Raw genomic sequence first — 17,262 nt, 5'->3', positions numbered from 1 at the left:
TATGAGCAGCAACGACGAGAACAACAACCAGCCTGGCGGCCCGCAGCGCGGCCCCAACCCGCCGCGCACGAGCGCCATCTCGCTCATCATCGCCATCGCGCTCGTGGCCTACCTCGTGTACTCCATGGTGCCGTCGATGTTCGGCGTCTCTGGGACAGACTCGATCCCCACGAGCGACGTCGTGGCCGCGGTGCAGGACAACCGCGTCTCCACGCTCACGTATCGCGTCTCCTCCGGGGAGCTTACCGGCACGTACTGGACCGATGACTCCGACAAGGGCAATGACGACAAGCTCGTCTCGTTCAAGAGCACCTATGCCGGCACCGACAACCTCGCCGAGCTCATGGAGAGCCACCCCGAGGTGAGGTACACGGTGGACACCTCGAGCGACGAGTGGCTCGACACGCTGGTGTTCTCCGTGCTGCCCACGCTGCTCATGGTCGGCGTGTTCATCTACTTCATGCGAGGCATGCAGGGCCAGGGCGGCGGCGCCATGGGCTTTGGCAAGACGAAGGCCAAGACCACCGAGGAGACCCGCCCCAAGGTGAAGTTCTCTGACGTCGCCGGTGTTGACGAGGCCGTTGAGGAGCTCAAGGAGATCCGCGACTTCCTCGCCGAGCCCGAGCGCTTCCACAAGATGGGCGCCAAGATTCCGCGCGGCGTGCTGCTCGTGGGCCCTCCGGGCACGGGCAAGACGCTGCTTGCCAAGGCCGTCGCCGGCGAGGCGGGCGTGCCGTTCTTCTCCATCTCCGGCTCTGACTTTGTGGAGATGTTCGTGGGCGTGGGCGCAAGCCGCGTGCGCGACCTGTTCAAGCAGGCCAAGGCCGCCAGCCCCTCGATCATCTTCATCGACGAGATTGACGCCGTGGGCCGTCAGCGCGGCGCGGGTCTTGGCGGTGGCCACGATGAGCGCGAGCAGACGCTCAACCAGCTGCTTGTCGAGATGGACGGCTTCGAGGCAAACGACGCCGTCATCCTCATCGCCGCGACGAACCGCCCCGACATCCTTGACCCGGCGCTGCTGCGCCCGGGCCGCTTTGACCGTCAGGTCACCGTGGACCGCCCCGACCTCTCTGGTCGCGAGCAGATCATCCGCGTTCACTCCGAGGGCAAGCCGCTTGCCGGCGATGTCGACTTCGGCCGCCTGGCCAAGCTCACGCCGGGCTTCACGGGCGCGGACCTCATGAACCTCATGAACGAGAGCGCACTGCTCGCCGCGCGCCGCCACAAGTCCAAGATCACGATGGACGAGGTCGAGGAGGCCATGGAGCGCGTCATCGCCGGCCCCGAGCGCAAGAGTCGCGTCATGACGGAGAGCGAGCGCAAGACAATCGCCTATCACGAGAGCGGTCACGCCCTCGTTGGCCACATCCTCGAGAACTCCGACCCGGTGCACAAGATCTCGATCATTGCGCGCGGCCAGGCGCTCGGTTACACCCTGCAGCTCCCCGAGGAGGACCACTTCCTCAACACGCGAGACGGCATGCTCGACCAGATCGCCGTTCTGCTGGGCGGCCGTACGGCCGAGGAGCTCTTCTGCGACGACATCACCACCGGTGCGAGCAACGACCTCGAGCGCGCCACCAAGATCGCCCGCCAGATGGTCACGCGCCTGGGCATGAGCGAGGCGCTGGGCACGCAGGTGTTCGGCGAGGCCCAGCACGAGGTGTTCCTCGGCCGTGACTACGCGGATCACCAGGACTACTCGGCAGAGACCGCCAAGCGCATCGACGACGAGGTGGAGCGCATCATGCGCGAGGCCCACAACCGCGCCCGCGAGGTGCTCGAGGCCCGCCGTGACCAGATGGACACGATGGCAAAGGTGCTCCTCGAGCGCGAGACGGTCGAGGGCGACGTCGTGAACGCCCTGCTCGATGACGAGTGGGACGAGTACGTGGCCGCGCACCCGGAGGCCGCACAGGCTGAGGCTCCGGCGGCCAAGCCCGGTGAGCTCGACGAGGATGCTGCCGCGGAGGCCGCAGAGGCCGCGCGCGCCGCCGTCGCCGCCGAGGAGGCGGGCGAGAGCGCCGCGCCCGATGACTCGAGCAAGACCGAGACAAGCGAGTGACGACGACAACGGCTGCCCTCGGGCGGCCGTTGTTCCATAAGCAAGGGGGATGCAATGATCAACGAAACGATGTACGGCTACGGGGCCTCCAAGAGCTCGATCCGCGAGATTGCCGCGTACGGTGCTGCCCGCAAGGCGCAGATCGGTGCCGAGAACGTCTTTGACTTCAGCCTGGGTAATCCGAGCGTTCCCGCTCCCGCCGAGGTCGCGGCATCTCTCAAGGCATCTGCCGAGCTCCCGCCCGCGCAGGTTCACGGCTACACTCCCGCCAACGGCCTGCCCGCCTGCCGAGAGGCCGTCGCCGCCTCGCTCTCGCGTCGATTCTCTGCCGAGATGGGCGAGCGACCCGTGGCGGACGCCGATGACCTCTACATCACCTGCGGCGCCGCCGCCTCGCTCACCATCACGCTCCATGCGGTGACCAACCCGGGTGACGAGGTCATCGTCATCGCCCCGTACTTCCCTGAGTATCGCGTCTGGATCGAGACGTGCGGTTGCACCTGCGTCGAGGTCATGGCCGACGCCTCCACATTCCAGATCGATGCCGACGCCGTTGCCGCCGCCGTCACCGAGCGCACCGCCGCCGTCATCATCGACTCGCCCAACAACCCCGTGGGCACCGTCTACACGCGCGAGACCCTCGAGAAGCTCGCTGCCGCGCTCGAGCGTCGCGGTCAGGAGACGGGTCATCCCATCTACCTCATCTCCGACGAGCCGTATCGCGAGATCACCTACGGTGCCGAGGTTCCCTGGGTGCCCGCCATCTACGAGCGCACCATCGTCTGTTACAGCTACTCTAAGAGCCTGTCGCTTCCCGGTGAGCGCATCGGCTGGGTGCTCGTGCCGCCTACGAACCCCGAGCACGACCGCCTCGTCCCGACGGTTGCCGGCGCCGGCCGCACGTTGGGTTTCGTCTGTGCTCCTGCCATCTTCCAGCGCGTGCTCATCGACTGCGTGGACGTTCCCAGTGACGTCGACGCCTACGCGCGCAACCGCGAGGCCCTCACGCGTGGTCTGGCCGAGGCCGGCTACGAGTACATCGAGCCTGCCGGTGCCTTCTACCTGTGGGTCAAGGCGCTTGAGCTCGATGCCAGCGCCTTCTTCGAGCGTGCGAAGGCTCACGAGCTCCTGCCCGTTCCCTCAGACTCCTTCGGCTGCCCGGGCTGGGTGCGCGTGGGCTACTGCGTGAGCTACGAGACCATCGTGAACTCCATGCCCGCGTGGCAGGCGCTCGCGGCCGAGTACAAGTAGTCACGGGGCCGGACGCTTGCGCCCGGCCCTTTCTATGGGCGCTGCCATGCGCCCGCGGAGGTCACCCATGCTCAAGAACCTGTGCGACACCCACACCCACACGCTCTACTCGCGCCACTCCTACTCCACGATTCGCGAGAACGTCCTTGCTGCTCGCGACGCGGGCCTCGAGCTCCTTGCCTCGACGGACCACTACAGCCCCATGCTCTACCCCGAGCAGCACATGCGCAACTTCCAGTTCTTCTACAACTACGCCTGCTGGCCGTGCGAGTGGGAGGGCGTGCGCCTCATGCACGGCTGCGAGGCCGACATCGTGGACCTGGACGGCCACCTGTTTGGTTGGGACATCCCCGTGGACATCGAGATAAACGGCTGCCCGCTTGATAAGCCTGAGATTCTCAAGGACCGTGTCTTCAAGGGCTGCGAGTACGTCATCGCCAGCGTCCATGACAGGTCATTCTCGCGCGGCGCCTCGCTTGCCCAGACGACGCAGATGTACGTGAACGCGCTGCACGAGTCCAAGGTGCTCATGCTGGCGCACACCGGTCGCTCGGCCGTGCCGTTCGACGTGCGCGAGGTCGTGGGCGAGGCAGCCCGCCTGAACAAGCTCATTGAGATCAACGACCACAGCCTCGAGTTCAAGAGGCCCGCCGTCGACGCTGCCTGCCGCGAGATTGCCCAGGCCTGCGCCGAGCTCGGCTGCAAGATTGCCGTGAACACGGACGCCCACATCTGCATGGGGATTGGCAGGTTCGCCCACGCCCTCGCCATGCTTGAGGAGATCCACTTCCCCCAGGAGCTCATCGCCACGACGAGTGCCGAGACGTTCCTCAACGCCATGGACGCCGCCAATATCCACTAGGCACCGGAGGGGACGGGTTCATCTGGTCCCGCAGGTCATACCCCCCCGGACCAAACGAACCCGTCCCCTTTGGTTCCGCTACAGCTCGATGGTGAGCTCGACGGGGCAGTGGTCGCTGCCGTAGACCTCGGAGAGGATCGACGCGCCTGTCACGCGGCCGGCGACGTCGTTGCTCACGAGGAAGTAGTCGATGCGCCAGCCCGCGTTGTTCTTGCGCGCGTTGAAGCGGTAGCTCCACCAGCTGTACGCGCCCGTGAGCTCGGGGAAGCGCGCGCGGAACGTGTCGGTGAAGCCGGCGTCCAGCAACTTCGTGAAGCTCTCGCGCTCCTCGTCCGAGAAGCCTGCGTTGCCTCGGTTGGGGCCTGGGTTCTTGAGGTCGATCTCCTCGTGCGCCACGTTGAAGTCGCCGCAGGTTACAACGGGCTTCTCGGCAGCAAGCCGCGCGAGAAACTCACGGTAGACGTGGTCCCATGCGAGGCGCGTGTCCAGCCTTGCGAGCTGTCCCTGCGCGTTGGGCGTGTAGACGTTGACGAACCAATACGCGTCGAACTCAAGGGCGCACACGCGGCCCTCCGTGGCGGCCACGGCAAAGAGCTGCTCGTCGTCCGCGCCCAACACCTCGTGGGCAATCGGGAGCATGGCGTCCGCGTGCAGTACGCGTAGCGGCTCCTCGCGCGAGAAGACCGCCGTGCCCGAGTATCCCTTGCGCTCGGCGTAGCTCCACGTCTGGTGGTATCCGGGAAGGTCGAGCTCGATCTGGCCCTCCTGGAGCTTCGTCTCCTGGATGGCGAAGACGTCGGCGCCGATGCTCTCGACGACGTCAACGAAGCTCGGATCCTTCTTCATGACGGCGCGCAGGCCGTTGACGTTCCAGGATGCGAGGCGAAGCTCTCGGTTCTCGGTCATGGGTTCCTCCCTGTCGGTAACACTTGGGGGCGGGGCCAAGCTGTCACCGTCTGCTAGTCCGTGAGCCATTCTAGCCAACGATCCATCTCGCGCTCGGCCAGCGCGTGACCCTGGTCAAAGACGGCGCGCAGCTTTCCCACGTTCGTCTCCGTGTTGTGGATGGGCATGGTCTCGGGGCGCACGACAAGGGCCTGGCCCCCGCGCTCGAGCTCATCGAGGTGGTCGAGGGCGGCGTTGTAGCGCTCGACTCGTGTCTCGAGGGCGTCGAACACGTGCGGCTGCCCGGCGCAGAGGCGTCGCATGAGCCCGCGCTTTCCTCGGCCCATGGGCGACTTTCTGTAGCCCGCCTCCCTCGTGCCGATGAAGAAGAAGCGCTCGTAGCCGTCCTCCTCGGCCAGGTGCAGCGGAATCCCCGCGCCCGTGCCCAGGCCGCCGTCAAGCATGACCTGGCCTTCCACCGCGATGGGATTCATGACGAACGGCATCGTGGAGCTGGCGCGGACGAGGCGCGCCATCGTGAGCGGAGACGTCATGTCCTCGTTTGTCCACGTGACGGTGCGGCCCGTGTCGCGCTCGAAGGACTGTATGCGCGCCCGCGTTGGGTTGGTGCGGAACGTCTCCCAGTCGATGGGAAGCGTCCCGTCCTGGATTGCCTCGTCGTAGAGCCACTGCGAGTTGAAGAACCCGTCGTGGCGCACGAGCGAGCCGATGCCGCCAAAGCGCTTGTCGCCCGCGATGTCCACGAAGCACATGCGCGTGCGCTCGGCGTCTCGTGCGAGGTAGTTCACGGTGTTCGAGGCACCTGCGGACAGGCCGCACACGTAGGGGAACCACACCTCGTGCTCGATGAGCGCGGCCACGATGCCGGCCGTGTGGGCCGCGCGCATGCCGCCGCCCTCGAGGACGAGCGCCGTGCCTGATATGTTCGTCTCGCGCGTGGTCATGCGGCCTCCTTGTTCTCGAGAAGTGACTGTAGCACGCGCCGCGGCGGGATTCGGGCCGTCGCGGCTCGGCGAGGGCTATCCTTTTGCCCGAGAAGCTCCCACCTACGAATCGAGGCATCATGCCCATCACCATCACGGACCCGTCCGAGGCCGCTGCCGAGATTGCGCGCCGCGTCGAACGTCACAACCGCATCGTGTTCTTTGGGGGCGCCGGCGTCTCAACGGCGAGCGGCATCCCGGACTTCCGCAGCGTAGACGGCCTCTATCACCAGAAGTTCGCCTATCCGCCCGAGACGATGCTCTCCCATGACTTCTTCGAGACGCACACTGCCGAGTTCTATGAGTTCTACCGCACGAAGATGATCGCGCTGGGTGCCAAGCCAAACCAGGCTCACCTCAAGCTCGCCGAGCTGGAGCGTGCGGGCAAGCTTACGGCTGTGGTGACGCAGAACATCGACGGCCTGCACCAGGCGGCTGGCTCCAAGAACGTGCTGGAGCTTCACGGCTCGGTGCATCGCAACATCTGCCAGCGCTGCGGGCATGTCTACTCGGCCGAGTGGATCATGGCACGCGAGCACGAGGACGCCAACGGCGTGCCCGTGTGCCCCGAGTGCGGCGGGCCCATCAAGCACGACGTCGTGCTGTACGGCGAGGGCCTCGACAACCAGGTGGTGAGTGATGCCATTCTCGCGATTCGCGAGGCGGACATGCTCATCGTGGGTGGCACGAGTCTCGTGGTCTACCCGGCCGCGGGCCTCATCGACTACTTCCTTGGCCAAGAGCTCGTCGTGGTAAACCGCGATCCCATCCCCGTGAGCTCGCGCGCCAGCGTCATCGTCCAGGCCGACATCGCCAAGGCGTTCGACTTCTAGATTCTGGGGCGGTATCATCGCGACTTTCAGACGATGACCGGGGTTTCTATCTTGCCGCGAGCCCGATGCCTCCGCCGTTCAGGGACTCATTGCGACCATGTGCAATCTAAGTTCCAAAAATATGCATAAAAGTCATATTATGGGTGTATCCGCTATTTGGTCTTGAGCTAACTAGTTCGGATAACCCTTTCCGGGTTGAATTCGGCAGGATTAATAGGCTGCCCGTTGCCACGGTAACGGGCAGCTTCGCGCGTTGAGCGCGAGGGCGTCGTAAGGAGTCCCACATGAAGCGTAAGCAAGGTATTGAGTCGAGCCGCAAGCTGGGGGTGGGTCGTTTAGTCGCGGCGCTCATCGGCGCCCTGTGCGCCCTGTGCGTGAGCGCCACCCCGGCGCTGGCTGCCGAGTCGAGCATCACTAACGCCCGCACCGGTAAAACCTACGATAAACTTGCCGACGCTACCGCCGATGCGCAGAGCGGCGACACCATCAAGCTCGGCGAGGGCAACTACACCCTTTACGGTGTGAGCTCCGAGGGCTCCACCAAGGACAAGGACCTTACCTTCGAGGGCTCGGGCGCGGACAAGACCGCATGGAACATCGGTGCAAAGGTTCCCAACCCCGATAATTTTGGCACCGAGTACAACGGCGACTACTCCTTCGACGGCGCCCGCACCGTCACCTTCAAGAACATGACGATGCGTTCCGGCAGTGCCGACTACCTCGGCTTCATTCGCGCCAACAAGACCGTGCTTAACGACTGCGTCGTTAACGGCAAGACGTTCTACTGGGGCTACGAGTCCGCCGAGTTCAACAATACGACGTTCAATGCGCCCAGCGGCGACTACGCCATCTGGACGTACAGCTCGCCGACCATGACGTTCAACGACTGCACCTTCAACGCCAGCGGCAAGGTTATCAACGTCTACACCGATTACAGTGCGGGCAGCCATGACATCTACGTCAACGTGAATAACTGCACGTTCAACTCGGCGAAGGCGCCCTTCGACTTTATGAAGAAGTACTATAAGCAGGCGCTAAAAATCAACGATTTCAACATGGGGAACTATAAGTACGTCCTCAACATCACTGACAGCTCTGCCACTGCGCAGCGCGACGACATCACCTGCTCGCAGCTCTTTGGCTTTGGCGGCGAATCGGCAAACAACACCGGTCGTACCGACGTCACCATCGATGGCGTCAAGGTGTGGTCCGGTGGCAAGATGCTCACCCACGACTACACCGACGGCGAGTACGAGGACAACTACGTCGACCAGAACAACTACGTCTGGGAGCAGAGGGAGGATGGCTGGTATTGCATCGGCCACGCCAAGTGTGGCTACTGCGGTTGGCCGATCGAAGAGACCGTAAAGGCCGATGCCACGACCGAGGCCAGCTGCACCGAGAAGGGCAAGGTCATCTACACCGCCACCTTCCAGCACGAGTGCTTCGCGGATCAGACGAGGTCTGACGATCTCGATCCGCTCGGCCACGACTGGGGCGAGCCCGAGTACGTCTGGGCCAAGCAGGGCGATGACTGGTATTGCACCGCCAAGCGCGTCTGCAAGCGCGACGCCAGCCACGTCGAGGAGGAGACCGTGAAGGCCTCCTACGAGGTGACCACTCCCGCCACGGTCCTGAAGGAGGGCGTGGGCACCTACACCGCCACCTTTGAGAACACGGCCTTCGAGACCCAGACCAAGAACGAGCCCATCGCGAAGCTGCAGATCCTGCCCGGCAAGCCCGGCGGTGGCAACAACACCGCCCTGCCCGGCAAGACCAGCGGTGGCAACAACACCGCCCTGCCCCAGACCGGCGATCCGACCGGCATGGCGGCCTCCGTCGTCATCGCGATCGCCGGTGCCGCGGCTGTCGTCGGCTCCGTGATCGCTCGCAGGCGCAGCAAGATGTAGGGAAGTCGCGGGGCGATTCTCGAAAAATTGCGTTAGATGGGGCGGCCTTTCGGGGCCGCCCTTTTTTGAGGCGAGCACCTCGCCACGACGGGGCGCCCCGCGGCATTTTTGTACCTTGCCGTTCTGTGTTGGGTTTCCGCGCGACGGCGCGGAATCTGCCTGCCCGCTACAATCGAGAGAGCTAATCACGACGGAGAGGTGCCTATGCTTCGAGAAGACCAGATGACCTGGCGCTGCGGAAAACACGAGATTTCGCTCGCGCGTCCGCGCATCATGGGCGTGCTCAACGTGACGCCCGATTCCTTCTCGGACGGCGGCACCCATGCCAGCCCCGACGCCGCGATCGAGTGGGGCTTGAAGCTCCTCGACGACGGCGCCGACATCATCGACGTGGGCGGCGAGTCCACGCGCCCCGGCTTCCGACCCGTCTCGCCTGACGAGGAGGCCAAGCGCGTCATCCCCGTCATCCGGGCGCTGGCAGACGCCGGCGCGGTCGTCTCGGTTGACACGCGCCATCCGGAGGTCGCGCGTCTGGCCGTGAAGCTCGGCGCGTCGATCGTGAACGACGTCACGGGCTTCACGAACCCCGACATGGTCCGCGTGGCCGTCGAGAGCGACTGTGGTTGCGTGGTCATGCACGCCGGTGAGGTCTCTGGCCGCACGCCGCGCCGCTCCGTGACACTTGACTCCAGCGCCGCCGCACGTGCCGCCGCGCACGCCAAGGACGATGCCGAGAAGCACGACGAGCCCACGGCTGCCGAGGCCGCCGACGCCGCGGCGGCGGAGCGCCTCGACGAGGTCATGCGCCGCAGCGCCCGCGGCGTCACGAGCCCCACGGTGACGCTCGCCGGCGGCAACCGCCGCTTCACGCTGCCGGACTCCGGCCCGATCATGCGCCACGTCATGGGCTTTCTCGGCGACCAGGCGCGCGAGCTCATGCGCGCCGGCGTCTCACGCGACCGCATCTGCATCGACCCGGGTCCGGGCTTTGGGAAGCTTGCCGACGAGGACGTGGTCATCCAGCGCGCGAACGCCAAGATGGTCTCTATGGGCTATCCCGTGATGTGCGCCGTCTCGCGCAAGCGCTTCGTGGGCGCGGTATCGGGCGTCACGGAGGCCCCGGCGCGCGATGCAGCCACGGCTGGCGTTTGCATTGCCGCCGTCGAGGCCGGCACTCGCATCCTGCGCGTCCATGACGTTGCGGGCGTCTCGCAGGCCCTCAACTCCTACTGGTCCGTGGCGCACCCCGATCCGCGCCGCGCGTTCGTGGCCCTGGGCTCCAACGTGGGTGATCGCCTGGACTATCTCAGGCGCGCCGTCTCTCTCATCAACGCCATCCCGCTCACGTGCGTCACGGGCGTGAGCCGCGCCTACGAGACGGACCCCGCCTACGGCATTGCCATGCCTGTCGCCAACGCCGTGGCCGAGATTCGCACCGAGCTCGCCCCGCTCGTGCTCATCGACGAGCTGCTGGGCGTCGAGAAGAAGCTGGGCCGCACGCGTCCTGCCGGGCAGGAGGGCCATGGTCCCCGCACGATCGACTGCGACCTGCTGTGGATGGAGGGCGAGACACACGCCGGTCGCAAGCTGGCCCTGCCGCATCCCCGCCTGGGCGAGCGCGACTTTGTGATCGTCCCCATGGAGGACCTCATGCACGATCCCGAGCGCTTCCTCGCCCACGCGGGCATCTCGGTGCTGCCACGCGAGCAGCGCGTTGGCCTCGTCCGTGCCGACCTGGGGGAGATCTCATGGGAGTAGCCGAGGAGCTTATCGAGCGCGCCCGCACCGGGGCGCCTGCGGGTGAGCGCGCCATTGCGGTTGAGGACGGCACGCTGCGTCTTGCCGTGCTGCTGCGTCCTGCCGTGCCCATGAGCCATTACATGGGGATTCTGCCCGTCTGCGCCCTGGGTGCCCTTGAGGGGCTGCGTCCTCTGCGAGACGACCTCGCGCTTGCCTGGCCGGGCAACGTCGTGGTGCCAGATGAGGATGGCCACGCGACGCAGGTGGCGTGTACGCTCGGTGTCCGCGCCGGTACGGGCGAGGGCGGCATGTTCGTGGTCTGCTCGGCAGGCGTCGAGCTTGCCCCGTTCGCCGCCATGGCGTCTGGCGAGCTCGCGCATGCCGTCTGCTCGGCGGTCGCCTTGCGCGTTGACGCATGGGCGGCAGACGTCTCGGCTGGCCGCGGCGCCGCCGGGCCCGTGGCACCGGTGCTCTCGGACTACTTCGATGCCCTTGCGCTCATGGGGCGCTCGTGCGAGGTCGTCTATCCCAACGGTCGCGTTGCCGCGACCGGAACGCTCACGGCCGTGGACGTCTGGGGCCGCGCCACGGTGCGTCTGGTCGATGGCCGTGAGCTCGTGGTCTCTCCCGAGCAGGCCAGCCTGCGCTAGAGGACGGGGCGCGGCACCTTTGCCGTGTCCGGCTGGTGCGCGCGATGCCGGGTTGGCTAGCGTGCCTGCCAGATGCGCCAGATGCCGCGCAGCGTGAGGTCCACGTCGACGGCGGTGAACACATCCGTCGCCTGGCCGATGACGCGCGAGAGACCACCCGTCGCAATGACGGGGCAGTCGATGCCATCGACGCCCTCCTCGGCAGCAAGCTGCGCCTTTATGCGTGCCACGAGCCCTTCCGCCTGGGCGGCGACGCCCAGCACGAGGCCAGACTGCAGCGCGTGCTCCGTCGTGTCGCCGATGGGCGCGGGCGGAACCTCGATGGGAATGCTCGCGAGCTTGGCGGCCTTCTCGAACAGTGCGGAGGCGGACAGCATGAGCCCTGGGGCGATGCAGCCGCCGCGGTAGCGCCCGCGTGCGTCCACGACGTCGATGTTCGTTGCCGTCCCAAAGTCGACGACGATCGCCGGTGAGCCGTATGTGCCCCGCGCCTCGACGGCGTCGGCGATGCGGTCCGCGCCGATCTGGGACGGGTAGGGCATGGCGACCTCGATGCCGCGCACCTCGGCGGCGCTTACGATGAAGGGCTCCTTACCCAGGGCGTGCGCGAGGGCGTTGCGCCACATGTCCGTGAGAACGGGGACGACGCTGGCCACCGCGGCCGCGTGAACGTCCGCGAGCGCTATGCCGTCGAGCGCGAGGAACGAGCGCAGTGCGGCGTCGAGCTCGTCCGAGGTGTCGAGGCGGTCCGTCTTGAGCCGCCAGCGCCTCTCCACCGAGCCGTTCTCGATAAGGCCAATCGTCGTCTGGCTGTTGCCGACGTCAATTGCGAGAAACATGGCGAACTCCAATGCTCGATGGTGAAGCCGTGAACTTGCCCCCGTGAGCGGGGCAAACGGCAAAAATTTCGTGACAGCGCTACCTCGACCATGCTACCATTCAAAAGCTTGTTCGCTCTGGTCGGAACCAGAGCATCCCTGACGCATGCGCCGGGGAGCATCCAAAGCCTGGTCGGAACCAGGCATGAAGCAAGAAGGAGTCCTGCTATGAAGAATGGTATCCACCCCGACTACGTCGAGTGCAACGTCCGTTGCAGCTGCGGCAACACCTGGGTCACCCGTTCGACCGTCTCTTCCATGACGGTTGACCTGTGCGACAAGTGCCACCCGTTCTACACCGGCCAGCAGAAGCTCGTCGACACCGGTGGACGCGTCCAGCGCTTCGCCGACAAGTTCGGTGGCGCCGCTGCCGCCCAGCTCGAGAAAGCCGCTGCCGCCAAGGCCGCCCGTGAGGCCAAGGCTGCCGAGCTCGCCGCCGCCAAGAAGGCCGAGCGCGAGGCCAAGGCCGCTGCCAAGGCCAAGCGTGCCGCCGAGTACGAGAAGAAGGCCGCTGCCGAGGCCGCCAAGGCTGCCGCTGAGGCTCCTGCCGAGGAGGCCACCGAGGCTCCCGCCGAGGCCGTCGAGACCGAGGCCGCTGCCGAGTAGCACTCGCTCATAGCAAGCGAAGGGCCCGCGACGTCACCTGCGTCGCGGGCCCCTTTCTTTGAATGAGACAAGGGGACAGTCCCTTTGTCTCATGAGGGCTGGTTCCCCCGCCAGCTTGCCTATGTCAACTTGCGTCTAGACGAGCTTGAGGTGCGGCTTGTCGCCCTCGTCCTCGCCGCCGTTTTCATCGCCCGGCATCGCGGTCTGCATCTGGGCGCGCATCTCGGCCACGCGGCGGGCGGCCTGCTCGGCCGTCTCGTGCTCCTCGGTGAACGAGGCATCTCGCACGACGGCCTCAAGTGCGCGGCGGCGGCGGGCAAACGCCATGACCTCCTCGAGGCCCCCGTGCTCGCGAGCGTCGTCGATCACCGTCTTGGCGTCCTTGGGCGAGAGGCCGAGGATGGCGGGGAGCTCCGTCTCGTCAACGTAGATGGCGTACTCGTCCACGATGGCGTCGAGCGCGGCGTTCTGCTCGGCCATTGCCTGGGCCTCCTCGTCAACGGCGTGCTCGTAGTCGTGCTCGCTCATGCCAGAGGCTGCCAGCAGCTGCGCCAGCGCAACGCCGTTCTGGGCGGCCTGCATCTCGAAGCCCTGGCGCACGATGTCCCGCGCGCGCTCGACGATGGCCGTGGGAACGCGCTGCTCAACTCGCTTGGCCAGCTCCTCGGCGCACAGCCCGCCCTTCGTGGACTCCACGTAGCGCGCGTTGATCTGCTCGAGCTCCTCGCGCACGGCCTGCTTGAGCTCGTCGAGCGTGCCAAGGCCCTCGACGTTCTCGGCAACCCAGGCGTCGGTGGGCAGGCCGTCTTCCTTCCAGCCGCGCTCGGCCACGATGCCGGCGATGCCGTAGCCCACCTCCTCGTCTGTGAGGTGCGGGATGGTGAGCGTGGCCTCGACGGGGTCATAGGAGCTCAGCGTGTAGTGGTAATGGCCGTCGATGAACAGCGGCTCGGGCTTGTTGGGCATGCGTCCTCCTGTGGGCATCTGCGCGAAGTTCGCGCGTGCGGTCTGGCCGCGCTTTGTGCCGCGGCCCATGCGTAGTAGGGTACCCATAAGGATACGGAAGATGCCGCCCGAGCGTGCATCAAGAGTGCAACCAGGGGGACGCGTGGCGCATCGCAATGACGGCATCGGCGAGGAGGGCGAGCTGTTCGCCACCCACATTGGCGGATCGGCTCTTCCCGAGGGCGTCATGATGCGAGGAAAGCTCAGCTGGGCCGCCGCAGTGCGCGAGCCGAGCGGCCGCATCTACGTGGAAGAGCACGAGCTGCCCGCGCCGGACTCGCGGCCCGCCTGGCAGCGCCTTCCCATCGTGCGGGGCTGTGTCTCGTTCGTGGAGTCTATGCTGCTCTCCTACAAGGCGATGTGCGTGGCGAGCGACCACGCGTATGACGACGAGGGCGAGACGTATGCGAGCCTGCTCGCCGCTGGGCGCGTGTCACCCGTGGTGGCGGCGGGGGAGACGCGTGCGGTTGCCGAGGATGGCGGCGAGCCTGCGGGCACCGATGACGCGTCGGCCTCCTCGCCCGAGCCGATGTCGCCCGTGGCGTTTGGCCTGTCCATGGCCCTGGGGCTTCTCCTCGGCATTGCGCTGTTCATGGCCATTCCCGTGGCGGTGGCAAACCTGCTGGTAGGAGACTATGCGCCCACCAACGCGATTGCATGGAACCTCGTCGAGGCGGTGCTGCGCATCGCAATCTTCGTGGCCTACATCTGGGCGATTGGCCTCATGCCGGACATGCGCCGCCTGTTTGGCTACCACGGCGCCGAGCACCTCACGATCCACTGCTTCGAGCATGGCCTTGAGCTCACGCCGGCCAACGCGGCGCGCTTCAGTCGCCTGCACGTGCGGTGTGGCACGGCGTTTCTCATCATGACGATGATCGTGGCCATTCTCGTGAACACGCTCGTGCCGGTGGCGAGCTGGGCCGAGGCGCTGGGCCTTGCGGGCGTGGGCCGCGCGGCGTTCGTGCTCGCGAGCAGGCTTGTGCTGCTGCCGCTCGTGGCGGGCGTGTCGTACGAGGTCACGGTAAAGTGGGCGGGCTCGCACCCGAACCTGTGGCTCGTGCGCCTCGTGCTGTGGCCGGGCCTTCAGATGCAGCGTCTCACCACGCGCGTCCCCGACAAGGGCATGCTCGAGTGCGCCATCGCCGCCATGGAGCGCGTACGCGCCACCGAGCTCGCGGCCGGGTTGGAGTAGGGAAGTGGCGGACGCTTCCCGCCTGTCTCGCCCCAAATCTCGCGAGCGCTGCAAATCGGTCACTAACTGGGGTCTACGGGGTCCTAAAGTGACCGATTTGCAGCGCTAGCGATGTGTGGAAGCTTGTGGGCCGTCCGGGCTCCGGCTCGCATCGCTCCCTTCTCGCGCTATGATACGAACAACTATGCGAAAGGGGACTGCACCATGTACCTGAGGAACGACAAGCTCTAGCTACCTTGTCGCACGCGACGTCGCCACAGTGCCGCGCCGCCCTCATCCCCATCGATTCGCCTGGCCGACGTGGCGTCCAGCCCCGGCCACACATCACAACAAGGAGTCCCCATGCGAGACAAGCTCGAGAAGCTCATCTATGCCTACGAGGAGCTCGAGAAGAAGCTCTCCGACCCGGCCGTCGCCAGCGACATCAAGGAGTTCACTCGCCTCAACAAGGAGTACGCGCACCAGACCGACCTCGTGAACGCCGCCCGCGAGTACCTCTCCGCCCTCGATGACATCGAGGCCGCCAAGGAGATGCTCCACGAGGCGTCCGACGCCGAGGAGAAGGAGCTGCTCCAGGCCGACATCGCCGAGAACGAGGAGAAGCTCCCCCAGCTCGAGGAAGACATCAAGTTCATGCTCATCCCGGCCGACCCCGCGGACGAGAAGGACACCATCGTCGAGATTCGCGCCGGCGTGGGCGGCGACGAGGCCGGCATCTTTGCGGGCGATCTGTTCAAGATGTACGAGCGCTTCATCGCCGCGAAGGGCTGGAAGTCCGAGGTCCTCTCGAGCAGCCCGTCCGACGCCGGCGGCTTCAAGACCATCGAGTTCAAGGTCACGGGCGACCGCGTCTACTCCGTCATGAAGTACGAGAGCGGCGTCCACCGCGTCCAGCGCATCCCCAAGACGGAGAGCCAGGGTCGCATCCAGACCTCCACGGCTACCGTCGCCGTGCTGCCCGAGGCCGATGAGATCGATATCCAGATCAACCAGGAGGACCTACGCATCGACACGTACTGCGCCTCCGGCCCCGGCGGCCAGTGCGTCAACACGACGTACTCCGCCGTGCGCATCACGCACCTGCCCACGAACACCGTCGTGCAGTCGCAGGATCAGCGCTCGCAGATCCAGAACCGCGAGGTCTGCATGCAGATGCTGCGTGCCCGCCTCTACGAGAAGGAGCTCGAACGCCAGCAGGCCGAGCTCGGCGCCGAGCGCCAGAGCCAGATCGGCCACGGCAACCGCTCCGAGAAGATTCGCACCTACAACCAGCCGCAGGACCGCGTGACCGACCACCGCATCGGCTTCAACTCCACGTACAACTCCGTGCTGCTCGGCGATGGCCTTGCCAACGTCATCGACGCCCTCGCCGCCGCCGACCGTGCCGAGAAGCTCGCCCAGCAGGTGTAAGCCTCGCTTATCGCCAGCAGAGACCCGCAAGAGGGGCGCTCCCTCTCGCGGGTCTCTTTTTGTATATGGCCCGTGCTCCGGCGCTTATCGTGCCTATCTTGGGCATGAGACGCCGCACATAAGCTGCGTTTGGCACGATGAGCGATGTGCGCCCTCTACACGTCTAGATGCGTGCGATGGTCCTGGTAGTTTGAGAGATAGCCGGCGAATTCGGCTGAGGTGTCGGAGTTTCCCGTGCGCCACGCCTTGTGGTCGATGATGGCGCTGGGCTCTGCCTGCCCCCGCTCGGCGTAGTACGCGTCGATGTAGGCGATGAGGGCATCGAGCGCGTCGAGCTGGGCCTGCGGGTAGTCGCCCTCGCCGCCCACGTGCACCGTCTCGATGCCAATGGAGTAGGAGTTCATCCCGTAGTCGGGACACGACGAACCAACCGGCTTTGTGCCTAGCTTGTCGTCTCGCGACTCGTCGGTCACGCCGTACAGCTCGTTGTGGCCCGCATCGCCGTAGCCGGTGTGGTGCGCGATCTCGTCCATGGGCACGCACTGCGCAATGTGGCCGTCCCTGCCCACGACGAACTGGGCGGCGACGAGGTTTCCGTTCTCGGCCCAGTAGCTCACGATGTTCTCGGGCTCGCCGTCGCCCTCCGTGTCGTGCAGGACGATGTACTTCTGGTACTCGACGCCCTTGGGCCCATGGCCGAATTCTCTATGCATGATCTGCGCGATGTCGAGACACGCGAACAGCTCGTCTGAGGAGGCAGCCACGGTTTCCGCCGAGCTCGGCTCTGTCGCCGCGTCCTTGGAGGGGGCTGATGCGGCAGGCTGCTCGGTCACAGCTACCGTGCCTTTGTCTTCGGGCTGCGCTTGACGCTTTGACGCCAGCGTGGCCGTGATGGCTCCCGCACCCGCAACGGCTGCCGCTGCAATGGCGCCTATGGCTGCCCTACGGGTTACCGTTGGTCCTCT

The 17,262-nt window shown here is 66.0% G+C and carries 15 protein-coding genes; 10 read left to right on the top strand and 5 right to left on the bottom strand.

Annotated elements, in window-relative coordinates; genetic code table 11:
* Position 1 precedes the first annotated feature (1 nt).
* The 3 genes from ftsH (at position 2) to Pcatena_RS07840 (ending at position 4,181) form a co-directional block, all read left to right on the top strand.
* On the top strand, positions 2-2,068 hold the full coding sequence (gene ftsH / locus Pcatena_RS07850) for an ATP-dependent zinc metalloprotease FtsH (protein ID WP_126423178.1): 2,067 nt from the start codon (positions 2-4) through the stop codon (positions 2,066-2,068).
* Positions 2,069-2,122: 54 nt separating this feature from the next.
* Positions 2,123-3,319 (top strand): pyridoxal phosphate-dependent aminotransferase, encoded by a 1,197-nt coding sequence (locus Pcatena_RS07845; RefSeq protein WP_126423176.1) that lies wholly within the window; start codon positions 2,123-2,125, stop codon positions 3,317-3,319.
* Between the two features lie 67 nt (positions 3,320-3,386).
* Positions 3,387-4,181, top strand: coding sequence for a PHP domain-containing protein (locus Pcatena_RS07840; protein WP_126423175.1), 795 nt, complete (start codon positions 3,387-3,389; stop codon positions 4,179-4,181).
* 78 nt (positions 4,182-4,259) lie between these two features.
* Here the strand turns inward: Pcatena_RS07840 and Pcatena_RS07835 are convergent, their stop codons facing one another.
* Both Pcatena_RS07835 and Pcatena_RS07830 read right to left on the bottom strand, forming a co-directional pair.
* Positions 4,260-5,087, bottom strand: a complete 828-nt coding sequence (locus Pcatena_RS07835; protein ID WP_126423173.1) for an exodeoxyribonuclease III — start codon at positions 5,085-5,087, stop codon at positions 4,260-4,262.
* A gap of 53 nt (positions 5,088-5,140) precedes the next feature.
* Complete coding sequence (locus tag Pcatena_RS07830) at positions 5,141-6,031, bottom strand: patatin-like phospholipase family protein (RefSeq protein ID WP_126423171.1); 891 nt, start codon at positions 6,029-6,031, stop codon at positions 5,141-5,143.
* A 119-nt stretch (positions 6,032-6,150) separates the two neighbouring features.
* Here Pcatena_RS07830 and Pcatena_RS07825 point away from each other — a divergent pair, with 119 nt between their 5' ends.
* From Pcatena_RS07825 to Pcatena_RS07810, 4 genes are all read left to right on the top strand, one after another.
* Complete coding sequence (locus Pcatena_RS07825) at positions 6,151-6,903, top strand: NAD-dependent protein deacylase (RefSeq protein ID WP_126423169.1); 753 nt, start codon at positions 6,151-6,153, stop codon at positions 6,901-6,903.
* Positions 6,904-7,187: 284 nt separating this feature from the next.
* The gene (locus tag Pcatena_RS07820) at positions 7,188-8,813 is read left to right on the top strand and encodes an LPXTG cell wall anchor domain-containing protein (protein WP_126423167.1); all 1,626 of its coding nucleotides are present in this window, start codon (positions 7,188-7,190) and stop codon (positions 8,811-8,813) included.
* Between the two features lie 204 nt (positions 8,814-9,017).
* Complete coding sequence (folP, locus tag Pcatena_RS07815) at positions 9,018-10,571, top strand: dihydropteroate synthase (protein WP_126423165.1); 1,554 nt, start codon at positions 9,018-9,020, stop codon at positions 10,569-10,571.
* A complete protein-coding gene (locus Pcatena_RS07810) occupies positions 10,562-11,203 on the top strand; it encodes a hypothetical protein (protein ID WP_126423163.1) in 642 nt (213 codons plus the stop codon). The genes folP and Pcatena_RS07810 overlap by 10 nt, the downstream gene beginning before the upstream one ends.
* A 56-nt stretch (positions 11,204-11,259) precedes the next feature.
* On the opposite strand, the gene Pcatena_RS07805 is transcribed toward Pcatena_RS07810, so the two are convergent.
* Complete coding sequence (locus Pcatena_RS07805) at positions 11,260-12,042, bottom strand: type III pantothenate kinase (RefSeq protein WP_126423161.1); 783 nt, start codon at positions 12,040-12,042, stop codon at positions 11,260-11,262.
* 207 nt (positions 12,043-12,249) lie between these two features.
* Here Pcatena_RS07805 and rpmE point away from each other — a divergent pair, with 207 nt between their 5' ends.
* Positions 12,250-12,687, top strand: a complete 438-nt coding sequence (rpmE, locus tag Pcatena_RS07800; RefSeq protein ID WP_126423159.1) for a 50S ribosomal protein L31 — start codon at positions 12,250-12,252, stop codon at positions 12,685-12,687.
* Between the two features lie 135 nt (positions 12,688-12,822).
* On the opposite strand, the gene Pcatena_RS07795 is transcribed toward rpmE, so the two are convergent.
* Positions 12,823-13,653: a trigger factor gene (locus Pcatena_RS07795; RefSeq protein ID WP_172596420.1), complete on the bottom strand. Its 831-nt coding sequence runs from the start codon at positions 13,651-13,653 to the stop codon at positions 12,823-12,825.
* A 142-nt stretch (positions 13,654-13,795) separates the two neighbouring features.
* On the opposite strand from Pcatena_RS07795, the gene Pcatena_RS07790 reads away from it, so the two are divergent.
* Positions 13,796-14,887: a DUF1385 domain-containing protein gene (locus Pcatena_RS07790; RefSeq protein ID WP_232619849.1), complete on the top strand. Its 1,092-nt coding sequence runs from the start codon at positions 13,796-13,798 to the stop codon at positions 14,885-14,887.
* Between the two features lie 342 nt (positions 14,888-15,229).
* Positions 15,230-16,297 (top strand): peptide chain release factor 1, encoded by a 1,068-nt coding sequence (gene prfA, locus Pcatena_RS07785; protein WP_126423152.1) that lies wholly within the window; start codon positions 15,230-15,232, stop codon positions 16,295-16,297.
* 155 nt (positions 16,298-16,452) lie between these two features.
* On the opposite strand, the gene Pcatena_RS07780 is transcribed toward prfA, so the two are convergent.
* Positions 16,453-17,130: an N-acetylmuramoyl-L-alanine amidase gene (locus tag Pcatena_RS07780; protein WP_198433402.1), complete on the bottom strand. Its 678-nt coding sequence runs from the start codon at positions 17,128-17,130 to the stop codon at positions 16,453-16,455.
* Positions 17,131-17,262 lie beyond the last annotated feature (132 nt).

This window comes from Parolsenella catena (assembly GCF_003966955.1).
Classification (GTDB): Bacteria; Actinomycetota; Coriobacteriia; order Coriobacteriales; family Atopobiaceae; genus Parolsenella; species Parolsenella catena.
Note: the sequence above shows the minus strand (reverse complement) of the source record. Positions and strands in the feature narration are given on the sequence as shown.